This is a genomic window from Microcoleus sp. ARI1-B5 (genome assembly GCF_036705795.1).
Classification (GTDB): domain Bacteria; phylum Cyanobacteriota; class Cyanobacteriia; order Cyanobacteriales; family Microcoleaceae; genus Microcoleus.
Window position 1 is genome coordinate 1 of the sequence record NZ_JAUBVK010000058.1, and the last position, 11,540, is coordinate 11,540.

The 11,540-nt window shown below is 49.0% G+C and carries 8 protein-coding genes; all 8 read right to left on the minus strand.

Translation table 11 applies throughout. From position 1 onward, the window contains the following. Window positions 1–208: 208 nt before the first annotated feature. Window positions 209–1,183: a PP2C family serine/threonine-protein phosphatase gene (locus QUB63_RS34490; protein WP_332949891.1), complete on the minus strand. Its 975-nt coding sequence runs from the start codon at window positions 1,181–1,183 to the stop codon at window positions 209–211. Between the two features lie 132 nt (window positions 1,184–1,315). Further along, a complete protein-coding gene (locus tag QUB63_RS34495; protein ID WP_332949892.1) occupies window positions 1,316–3,502 on the minus strand; it encodes a serine/threonine-protein kinase in 2,187 nt (728 codons plus the stop codon). Between the two features lie 407 nt (window positions 3,503–3,909). Then, window positions 3,910–4,662: an SGNH/GDSL hydrolase family protein gene (locus QUB63_RS34500; RefSeq protein WP_332949893.1), complete on the minus strand. Its 753-nt coding sequence runs from the start codon at window positions 4,660–4,662 to the stop codon at window positions 3,910–3,912. Between the two features lie 73 nt (window positions 4,663–4,735). Next, window positions 4,736–6,643: a DNA mismatch repair endonuclease MutL gene (gene mutL, locus QUB63_RS34505; RefSeq protein ID WP_332949894.1), complete on the minus strand. Its 1,908-nt coding sequence runs from the start codon at window positions 6,641–6,643 to the stop codon at window positions 4,736–4,738. 196 nt (window positions 6,644–6,839) lie between these two features. Then, window positions 6,840–7,934: an ATP-binding protein gene (locus QUB63_RS34510; protein ID WP_332949898.1), complete on the minus strand. Its 1,095-nt coding sequence runs from the start codon at window positions 7,932–7,934 to the stop codon at window positions 6,840–6,842. A 502-nt stretch (window positions 7,935–8,436) separates the two neighbouring features. After that, window positions 8,437–9,675, minus strand: a complete 1,239-nt coding sequence (locus QUB63_RS34515) for a beta-ketoacyl synthase N-terminal-like domain-containing protein (RefSeq protein ID WP_332949895.1) — start codon at window positions 9,673–9,675, stop codon at window positions 8,437–8,439. 37 nt (window positions 9,676–9,712) lie between these two features. Continuing rightward, window positions 9,713–10,510, minus strand: a complete 798-nt coding sequence (locus QUB63_RS34520; RefSeq protein WP_442921796.1) for a peptidylprolyl isomerase — start codon at window positions 10,508–10,510, stop codon at window positions 9,713–9,715. A 183-nt stretch (window positions 10,511–10,693) separates the two neighbouring features. Then, a complete protein-coding gene (locus QUB63_RS34525) occupies window positions 10,694–11,260 on the minus strand; it encodes a photosystem I assembly protein Ycf4 (RefSeq protein WP_332949897.1) in 567 nt (188 codons plus the stop codon). Between the last annotated feature and the right edge of the window lie 280 nt (window positions 11,261–11,540).

The following is an 11,540-nucleotide window of genomic DNA, read 5'->3' on the forward strand; positions in this document are numbered from 1 at the left end:
TACCAGAAAGAATTGGTTGAAAGCCTCTCGCGAGTGAGGGAGAAATTAAAATCAGACTATTCATTACTCCAATCCTCGGACTTCTAGGTAGAGGTCGCTTTCAAACTGTCAACTGTCAACTGTCAACTGTCAACTGTTGAAATCCGTTACATCCCGTACACGGCGCAACGGAAGCCGAACTTCCTTCTTCCTTCTTATAATATTATCCTCAAACGACTAACAGGGTGACAGTAATGTTATCTCGGCCGCCACAAGAGCGAGCAAATTCTACGAGATGGCGCGAAATGCCGATCGCATCTTCTGAAGCATTGCCCTTGACTAGATCGGCGAGTTGTGGCGCGTCGGGTGCATAATTCCACAATCCATCCGTACAGAGTAACAAATATCCAGAACCGGGAATTGGAAACTGCACGATCGAAGGACTCGCATCCTCTTTAGCATCCACACCCAGCCAGCGCGTAATGGCATGAGCTTTATCGGACTTGCTAGCTTCGGCTGCGCTCATTTGTCCCGATGTAACAATTTCGTTAAACCAAGAATCATCTCGCGTCAGCAGTTGGGAATTTTCCCGATCGAGCCAGTAGGCGCGACTATCCCCCAACCAAGCAATTGTCGCTGTTGAATTTTGCACGACCGCGGCTACAATGGTCGTCGAAGGTGCATCTTGATTCAAACTCCTGTGAGGAATCACACAGACTGCATTGAGTGCGGCAGCGATTCCCTGTTCGAGAGCTGTTTCTGGGGAAAGATGTTGTTGCAGAGCCGTGACAATGGCATCTCTGGCACCTTCTGCCGCCGCTTTCGATGCTAAGTCGGGAAACTGAGAACTCGACACCCCATCGCAGGCGATCGCAATGTAGGTATTACTGGTTTCTATTACCGCACAAGCCAAGTAATCTTCATTGCGTTCGTGTCTCAATCCCCGATCGCTCGCGCCCGCGAAATTAGGCTGAAGATTCACTTCCATGCGATCGGTTTCTCGGACTTGCCGGCGTTCATTCTTGAACCCACAAACCGAACAGTATCCATCTGCATCGATCGCCTCTGGTGCCGCGCCGCATTTCTTGCATAGTTTCGTCGAATTTTCAGTGACATTGACAGATGAATTGGCGAGTGGCGTACCGCATTCTTCGCAAAAGCGATCGTCTGTTTGAACTAAAGCTTCACAGTTGGGACATTGCATAATTGGGTCTTAAAAAAGCATAAGTAACAAGAAAATATGGCGGTTCAAACCGCGACTACAGGAGTAAAACCTGCCTGCACAGGTTAAAAATTCCTGAGTCCGCGCAGGCGTGAATTCCATTCGCCAGCTCTCCTACAACCACGTTCTGGGACGCACCCGATTCGCCTCATCAACCAAACGAATCTTTTCCGCTCCCGTGGATAAATGTGCCATGGCGCGCAAGGCTTTTTCTAACCCTTTTCTCAGCTCAACTTCTTGCAGTTGATGACCTAAAAGGACGATCGCCGATGGCTGAATCGCTTGCGAAGCGATCGATCCTAGCGCCGTTTCTAAAAGCTGTTTCGTCAAGCGATGTCGCTCCATGCCTTCGAGCGTTAAGGCTTCGAGCGTCGCGGCTGCTAGGCTCAACTCCTTGGCTCCCGGTGCGGTATGTTTTCGATCGATCAGCATCCGCGCCGTTTCCACCCGCGATCGCACGTACAAATTCGAGGTTTGCGGCACTCGTTGCAACGCCTGCACCGCCCCCTGACGATCGCCTGTAGCACTCAAACACCTGGCCAAGCCAAACGTCGCGCTGACGTAACTGGGGTCAGTCCGACACACGCGATCGTACAGTCTAACGGCCTGCTGGCGATCGCCTGCCAACTCCGCCGCCAGCGCCAGTGCCAATTGAGGAGCCAGTTCCCCCGGCAGTTCCGAGTAAACGCGATCGAACTGTTCCTTTGCCTGTTGTGCGTGACCCCGCGCCAGCAGCAATCGACCGCGATACCAACGCACGCGCCAATCCCAAGCATCGAGTTGTTCGGCTTGCGTCAGCGCCGTTTCGGCGGCCGGATAGCGGCGAATCTCGATCGCGCTGTCAGCCAGTCGGAATAAGGCTTCGCGAGAGTTGGGATACTGCTGCACCACCTGCTCCAAATTCACCTGACGCTGTACGGGATCGGCGATCGCTTGGGCATTCAATACCGCGTTAAAAGCTGGATCGTTGCTATCGATCGTCGGTACGGGCAACTGTCGGAAGTCCGCGCCAATCGGTTCAAAATTTGAAGATGCCGTCAGCCCCAGCATATCCGAGCCGAAAAGGCTACTGGCAGCCGGATGCGGCGTATTTGTTTCCAGTGCTACCACTTCCCGCAACACCCCCAACAATCGATCGGCCATTTCCTGGGCCGACTCGAAGCGATCGTCAGCGTTGTACGCCGTGGCTTTGAGCAAGAAGCGATAGAGGGATTCTTGCTTGGCAAATAGCGGCTCTTCTTGCGGACTGGGGAGGGTGTACTGGTGTTCTTTGCTAAAGCCGGAAATGTTCGTCACCAAGACGGCGAGGGTGCGGCCGATCGTGAATAAATCCGAGACGACAGTGGGCCCTTCTCCTGCTTCCGGTGCGCTGTACCCCACCGTTCCGTAGATGTCCCCATCTAAGTCGTCAATGCGCCGCACCCCACCCATATCGATCAGTTTCACGTCATTGCTTTCGAGCATGACGTTATCCGGTTTGAAGTCGCAGTAGACTAAACCTTGAGCGTGCAGGTAGGCAAAAGCACCGAGAATGCGGTGAATGTAGGCGATCGCTTCAGCAACGGGTAAGGGGCCGCGCGTCTTGCGAATCTCCTTGAGCGTCTGACCTCCAACGTACTCCATAATGATGAAGCCTTCGTTGAGGTGATTGACGAAGTTGTAAATCCCAACGATGTTGGCGTGTTTGACAGAGGCGAGGAATTGGCGTTCGGCTACAGCGACGGCGGCACTGGCTTCGTCCTCCGTATTGAGTAACCCCTTAAGGACGACATAGCGCGACAGACTCCTATCAAATCCCAAATAGATCCAGCCGAGTCCCCCGTAGGCGATCGCACCTTTGACTTCGTACTGGTCGATCGCGCGATCGCCTGGTTTGAGGCTGGGAACGAAGGAATACTTATGGCCGCACTTCGGACAAAACCCTTTTTCTCGACGTAAAGCGTTGTTGCAACTGGAACAGAAGCGTTTGTTTTCTGGGACTACGGCTTCTGCAAGCAGCGCTTTTTCCGGTTCAGTGGAAGGGAGTTCCGGAATTGACACCAATCCCGCACCCAATTGTTTGCGGCTGCTTCTAGAAGTGCTACCCGTGCGCCGGGAACTGCGGCTGCTGGCGGAGGATGAACCCGTCGGCGTACTGGCTGTGGGTGAATTGGTTCTGGATATGCTTGCGTTCGATGCAGTGGGGAGAGGGGAGGAAAGCAGCCGTTCAGCGGTTTTAACGGCAGCCATGCCGCAGACATCACAATAGCCATCCTCGATCGTTCCCGTACAACCCGATTTTTGGCATTTATCGCCATCCATTATTTTTAAAGATTTCCTTCTGAAAGAATTGGTATATGGTTGATTCTTTCAGTATGCGCGACGAACCCAACTTCGAGGATATTTGGGATAGCTTTGCAATGGAATTTAACGAAATTTAACGATTCGTTCGCCTTTTAAACAAGCATTCGAGAATTGAGCATTGGCTCAATACGGTTCACGATCGAATCCTTATACTCGGAGCTCCCTTGCAGCATCCCCCTGGTTGTAGGGGAGTAGGGGTTGACTTTAAGAGCTTTCTTTTCCCCCCTTTTTTAAGGGGGGTTAGGGGGGATCGGTCTTAAGTGAACTGTATTGAGCATTGGCCCACTTTGCGATAAGTCACACAAAAGAGTGACACTCATTTGAGTGACTGGGCAATCTCGATGGAAATGGTTATAAAAAACAATTTATTTTTTTTTATCTAAAAAAGCCACTATTTTTAATAAAGCTTCACGATAGATTTTTTTGCCATCAGCATTGAGGTGAACGCCATCCGAAGTCAAAGTAGCCTTCAAAGCTTTACCTTCAAATAACGGCTGCAAACCAGCTTCATCTATTGATAAATTTTCAGCAGCAGCAACCTGGCCGATCAACTGATTAAACCGATCGACTCTCGGAATTGGAGCAGCAACAGTAAGATCGCGACTGGCCTCAATAGTGGAATAAAAAGCTGGCACCAAAATCACCTGTTTCGCCCCCATATCTTTTTTCACAGTGCTAATTATTTGGCGCATATTTTTCACAAATTGTCCCTCCATACTTCTGTAAATAGCATCATTTGTCCCGAGAGCAACAATCGCGCGATCGCACTTAACTTGAGCAGCAGTTAAAAACTTAAGCTGTTCCAACTGAGAAATCGCAGTCATGCCAGAGATCGCAAAATTGAAAGAATTGTCACCCAGATTATTCCCCAGCATCGAAGTGATCGAATCTCCAAAAAAACAAGTTTTTATTTGTGTATTCTGAGTAACACCAACTTGATATTTCACCTCATTTTGCCACCAAGACTGAGAACTCAGCGTATCCGTCGGCACTTCTAGATAATTTGCATTCGCCATTACCAAAATTCTGCCCAAATATCCTCGCTTCCCTGCGTAGATTAAGATAATAGATAGCAAAACAACATTCAACACAATCGAAAGAATTGCAATATTTTTCATAGCGGTTCAATAAAAATACTTCTATGTAGATTGAACGCTAAATATCTTACCCTTAAATGTTAAATTTAAACTCTTAAATCCCGTGACTTTTCCCAATCACCCAACTGCGGCGGAAAATGCGAGCCAAAGTCGATTCTTCCAAAGCAAAATAGATCGGGCGACCGTGGGGACAGGTGCGCGGATTGCGAGTTTGCTGCCATTCATTCAACAAATTTTGCATTTCCACAAGATTGAGAGGAGTACCGTTGCGAATAGCGCTGCGACAAGCAGTAGCAACTTGAGCCGCTTGCAAATCAGCGACTTTACTGAGTTCAAAAAGCGCATCCGCACAGTCATCTCGCGAGGCTAATAATTCAGGAACTTCCCGCGCGGCCCATAGCTGTTCGCCAAAAGTTTCTACTTCCAAACCCAAGCGCGACAAATTCTCAATTTGCAGGGCAGATAATTGACTGAGAATCACTGGTTTTTCGAGAGATTTTAGCTGCCAAGCCGCGCACAATTGCTCGTACAAAACGCGCTCGTGAGCGATGTGCTGTTCCACCAACCACATTCCGCTGGAGTGTTCTGCAACAATGTAAGTATTGTGAACTTGTGCGATCGCCCTCAGTTCCATCAATCCTATTTTACGACCTTTTGCCTCTCGGCCGCCACCATCATTCTCACGAGCCGAAGCCCCCACACTGTAAGCACTTTTTTGTTCCGATGCTTTCAACAACTGTCCCACGCGATCGGGAATTGGAGGAGCGGGCAAAACTTCATCATTCAGGTGCAAAGCGCGATCGATTGCAGCGCCAACTTGTTCTTGCCAAAAACTCGGATCGTGCAGATAAATTTCCACTTTAGCCGGGTGGCGGTTCCAGTCGATTTCCGAGGGGGAGAGTTGCAGGTGTACAAAACACACGGGATAGCGATCGCGCCCACAAGTGCGGGCGAAGGCGCTGAGAATAGTTTGCTCTAATTCGGGCGATCGCACAACCCGCCGATTTACTGCCACCTTAACCCAATCCGGCCGAGAGCGGTGACAGCGATCGGGCAAACCAATTACCAACTCCAAAGACTGGGAATTGGTAACAGGTAATTGGGAATTGGCCACTGGTAATTGATAATTGTGCCCGATTGTAGCTCCCACAAGTTGAGTTTCTACCAAAAAATTTCCTGCTTTCTGATTTTGGGGACTCGCCGGCCAATCTAACTTTAAATACTGCAAATCGCTCGCTCGCACGCCCCGCACAAATTGAGGCAAAATTAGTTCCGCTGTGCTGGCCGAACTTACGTAAAAACAAGGCGTATTTCCTTGACGCAACTGCCAATTTACGTGCGGGTGACAAATAGCAATTTGCTGAAGGATGGATTGGATCGATCGCATTTGCTGTGCCGGCGTCAAAAAACTGCGGCGCACAGGCCAATTGCCAAACAAATCAGCAACAGTGACTACCGTACCCGGAGCGATCGCCGCTGTTTCCACCTCCACAGCAACGCCTGCGTTGTTGTAAACCACCCGCCAGCCCGATCGAGCATTTTGGGTTCCCCCCTGATTAAACGATGACTTCTCAACTCCCCCCCTTAACAAGGGGGGGCTGGGGGGGGTTTCCGCAGACTCTCGATTTTCCCAAAAATCGCCCAATCCCAAATCGTTGGGCCTGCTCAAAACCTCCAAACAGCCCAACTGAGCCAAACTGTGCAAAGCTTCCCCGCGAAATCCCAAAGTAGCAATTTTGTAAAGGTCAGCTTCCGTGGTAATTTTGCTCGTACTGTGAGGCGAAGCCGCCTGCTGCAAATTTTCCAGATCCATCCCCGTACCGTTATCCGCAACTTGCACCCGCCACTGTTCGGGCCAAACAGAAACAACGATGCGAGTTGCGCCAGCATCCAGAGAATTTTCAACTAATTCTCGTACCGCAGCGGCGATCGAGTCAATCACTTCGCCTGCGGCAATTAAATCGATAACTTCTGCGGGTAAGGTTTGAATAGTAACTGGCATCAGATTTTTAGCAGTTCGTTAATTCAATTATACTTGATTCTGCCACTCGTTACACATTATTAAGACTTACACTCTTAAACCCGGTTGCTTATAAAAATATTGTTTGCTAACGAGATATTTACTCATAAACCAGGTTTCTCAGGCTTCGTGCGAAAGTCCTAAGTATATATCCGCCTACCTGCTTAAACGCGCTCTGCTAACTGATGATTTTCGGCAACCGGATGTAAAAAGTTGTCCCTTTTTGGTTTTCCGACTCATAAGTAATTTCCCCTTTGTGAGCATCAACGATTGACTTAGCAATCGCCGTCCCCAACCCAGTACCAGTCCGCTTGCCGTAAGTGACAAAAGGTTCAAATAACTTTTCCTTAATTGCCTGCGGAATGCCCGGGCCGTTATCGTAAATGCTAATTTCTGCCCACTCCTCACTTTGTCCCACAGCAATCTCTACTCGCCCCCCGCGTCCGCCAAAAGCTTCAACAGCATTCCCAACTAAATTTTGCAAAACGCGCAAAATCTTATTTTCGTCCGCTTCCACTATCACTTCTGTTACCCGCAGCACCAAATCTACTTTAGCAGCCTCAAAATAAACTCTGTTCAACTTTTCAAACTGCTGCAAAGTCTGGATGAGATTAACTGGTTTTTTATTTAATGCAGAGTTACCGCGCGAAAATTCCAACACTTCCTCAGCCATCCCCAACATTCGCTGAACCTGCAATTGAATAAGTTCGCACCACTCCTGAGTTTCCTCATCCGGGTGCATTTCTTTGAGCATTTCGCTGGATAGTTTAATTCCCGTAAAAGGACTTTTGAAATCGTGAATAATTGTGCTGACCATTTCTCCTACCAACACCATTTTTTGTTTGTGTACGAACTGGCTAACATATTGATCTGTCGTAGAACGCAAATTTTTAATAATGAAACTAAACATTTGCAGTACCGAACTGCCTTTAGCCAACTGGAGAGTTGCTATCAGTTCTTCGCGGTCTATTTTTGCCAAAGTCGAGCCGCCAAATGCCACAGCTCTAGCACTGCGAGGCTCTCCGTCTAAAACTCCGAGCTCGCCAAAAAAATCGTCTGGCCCGGCGACAGCAATAGTTTGATATTTATTATTTTCAATCCCCTTGCTAAACTCGACTTCACCTTCTAAAACTAGATATAAAAAATCCGCTGTTTCTCCTTCTTCAAAAACCAGCGTTTCCTCAGCAAAACTCTCCAATACAGCTATTTGGCACAGGTGAGCAGCTTGAAGAGGTTCAAAATAAGACATAAATCGATGAGATGCCAGATCCATGTGAAAATACCTGAGGCTTAATTGAAACAGTTTCTTTCTTCTATCTTCGCCGATCGGCATCGGTGCGTGAATAAAATACAATACAGCTTTAATCTGCCTCTATTTTCTGGCATCCCAGGCTGTGAGGGAAGAGTTAGCCTCGGAATGCAGAGCCAGACTAGCACAGCCGCAGCGCCATCTTACCAAAATTCTCAGTTAGTTGACAAAAATACATAAATAGGATATTGCTTCTGAGCTTTAAATTGGATGTGCGATCGAGCTTTCCGACGCGCCCCACAAGATTTTATAGCAGTTGACAGTTGACCTGGGACAGTGGACAGTTGACCTGGGACAGTTGACCTGGGACAGTTGACAGTTGCACAGTACGGGAATTAAACCATTTATGCAGTACGGGTATCGGCTCTATTCATGAGGTTATTTATGTCCGCGCCCGATGTGGCGGTTGCTATATCTGTAGAGAGCTCCTGCGATTTAAATGCCGATCGACTTTCACTGCCAAAAATTAACGATCGCCCGATAAGACAATCGCAGCATTCTGCCCGCCAAAGCCAAAACTCAAACAAACCGCATTTCTCACAAGAGTCGATCGGGCGCTGCGAACAAAATCTAACTCAAACCCCGGTTTTTTCAGGCCCTCGATCGGCGGCAGCATCTGGTATTTAATACCCATCAAACAAAAAGCCGCGCCCAAAGCGGACGAAGCTCCCAAAGTATGACCAGTAGCCCCCTTAGTCGAACTAACAGCCACTCCTCGGTGAAACAATTTCTGAATTAACAGCGCTTCGTGTCGGTCATTTAAATCAGTTGCAGTACCGTGAGCGTGAATAAAATCTATATCAACCGCCGCTAAATTGCTGCGTTTCAAACATTGATTTACCGCCGCGATCGCACTTTCCCCCCCCAGCTCCGGCGCATTAGCATGACAAGCATCATTTGTCAACCCAAAACCCGAAATTCGACCGTAAATTTTAGCGCCGCGACGGCTTGCCAAATCAGCCGATTCTAATACAAATAAAGCCCCGCCTTCGCCGAGTACAAAGCCCTCCCGGTGTTCGTCAAACGGATAGCAGCCAGTGTTTGCCAAAGCACCCATCCGGTTAAATCCAGCCACTGTCAGCGGTGTAATTGGCGCTTCTACAGCACCTGCGATCGCCCGCTGACACTCACCGGTGCGGATTAAATCAACAGCGCGGGCGATCGACTGTATGCCCGTCGCACAAGCAGCCATCGGCGCCAGCACAGGCCCCGTCGAGCCAATTGCCCTCGCCGCCGCGATCGCCCCCATGTGAGGCAAAAAATCCACAAATTGAGAATCGGGAATTGGGAATTGGGCATGGGGCATGGGGCATCGGGCATTGGGCATTCTCTTCCTTCTTCCCTCGGACTTCTTCAGTCCATCCGTTACATCCGTTAAATCCCGTACAGTGCTCGTTGCCGAACTTCTTTCTCTTGCCAAAAGTTCCAAATTTCCCTGAAATCCGCGGCTCGAACCGATCGCAATCCCGCAATCAGGCAAAGGCAAACTCAAATTAGCATCTTGCAAAGCATCTGCTAAAACCTGCCGAATTAAAGTTATTAAATCGGCAGGTTTTGTGCCAATTAAAGCCAAAGGTCGCCGTTCAAGTTCTAAAAAAGGTTGATGCCGATCGATTCCCGACTCCCCAGCCAACAGTCTTTTCCAGCTAGTTTCCAGAGTGCCTAAACTCGAAACAAGACCAATTCCAGTAACAACAACATCCATTCACTAATGACTGCTGACTGATAACTAATGACTACCTTCAGCTAACAGCCTTAAAGTTTTCCAAACCCTGAGTAACAGTAGCCTTATCAATGCGATCGCCCGCTTCAATCTTATCAATAACATCCATCCCTTGCTTCACGTAGCCAAAAACCGCATAGCTACCGTCCAAAAACGGCACATCGGTCAAAGTAAAGTAAAACTGAGAAGAAGCCGAATCAGGACTCTGCGATCGAGCCATAGCCACAGCCCCGCGAGTGTGCATCAACACGGGTTTCTGGGCAACCCCAGCTTGTTCTAGCGTTTGGCTGTAAGTAGGATTTGAAGCACCTTTAGCTTTAATTTCCAGAGGAATCCTGCGTTCGACAGAGGTTTTCGGGTCAATAAAACCCCCAGTTCCCAGCCGCGCAGCAGGGAATTTTGGGTCTTTGCTCTGCGGGTCGCCACCCTGAACTACAAAAGGCTGAGGTTGCCGCACGACTCGGTGAAATACCAGCCCGTCGTAGACTCCCTTCTGAACCAAATCGACAAAATTGCCCGCAGTAATTGGGGCGTTTGTGCCGTCGAGTTCGATCGTAATTGGAGCACCTTTAACCGTCATCACCACCGTTGCTTTTTTGGTCAAGCGCGGCAAATTGCTAAATTGCGAACTCGCCGCCACAGCAGCAGGAGACGGAGACACAGACGCAGACGGAGACAAAGAAATGCTTTCACCCGACGCCGGATTCGGTGTCGGAGTTGAGTTCGCAGCCGGGGAACTACCGCATCCCCCGACAAACAGCGCACCAATTATTAAAAGTGAGAACAACCACCGCTGAATTCTGATTTGCATTTGCATTTGCTTTTGTATTTTCACTTTCACTCAACCAGGTAAGGTGCACGGCGAGGCGCACCCTAGATTTTTTATCGATTTACCAGGGATGTGCGCCGCTGCGCGCGCACCCTACGACACATTACTAATCTTCAATGCGAAAATCTTCAATGCGAAAATCCCTGCTTCAATGCTTCAATGCGAAAATCCCTAAAGTCCTTCGAGGGGAACTTGCAAAAATCGAGCCAATTCGGCAGCTTGATTTTCCACTTGAGACAAAGCAATCGGCTGTCCGACTCTAGTCAGGGGAAACTGACGGCGGTCTTTGAGCTTGAGGTAAATACTGCGGCGGGGACTGAGACCTTCTTTAATGTCCACCCGCACAGATTGCACGTCCGATGTCTTGCAAGTAAAATCAAGTTTGCGGTTTTTGCCGGGAAATCCCCAGCGAAAGATCCGAATGTTACCGGTTTTTCGATCGAACTCATTGTATCCGCCGCCGACATCCAAGAGAACAGTCAGCCAGAGGTAAAGCCCCAACAGCAGCGCGCAGACGCCGTAGAAACCCATCGCGATGCCTTGGGGGATGAAAACGAGTTGAGTCGGGTCAGCAAAAGGCAGCAGGTTCACGTGCCAGTAGCTGGAAAGGCCCGACAGCAGGAAACCCGTTCCTCCAATGCTGACAACCGTCGCCCACCAGTAATTGCTGAAGCGGCGGGAGCCCAAAACCTCGTAGCGCAGGACAGAATCGATCGAGGTCGTCGTTTTTGCAGTCATAAGATTAAACAGCCTTAAAGCCAAATTTTAATTCAAGTCGCCCACCTGTGCGTCACAGTTCGCTGGCGCGATCGCGACTAACCGATAGCAATTCTGTATCAACTCCCGCTAATTATGTTGAAAATTTATGAACTTCTAATATATAGTTATGTTAACTTTAATTAGAAACCTTGGTCTTTTAACAAGCAAGAGGATTTTACCGCAATGACAATCGCAGTCGGACGCGCCCAGACCGAAAGAGGCATCTTTGATGTACTCGACGACTGGCTCAAACGCGATC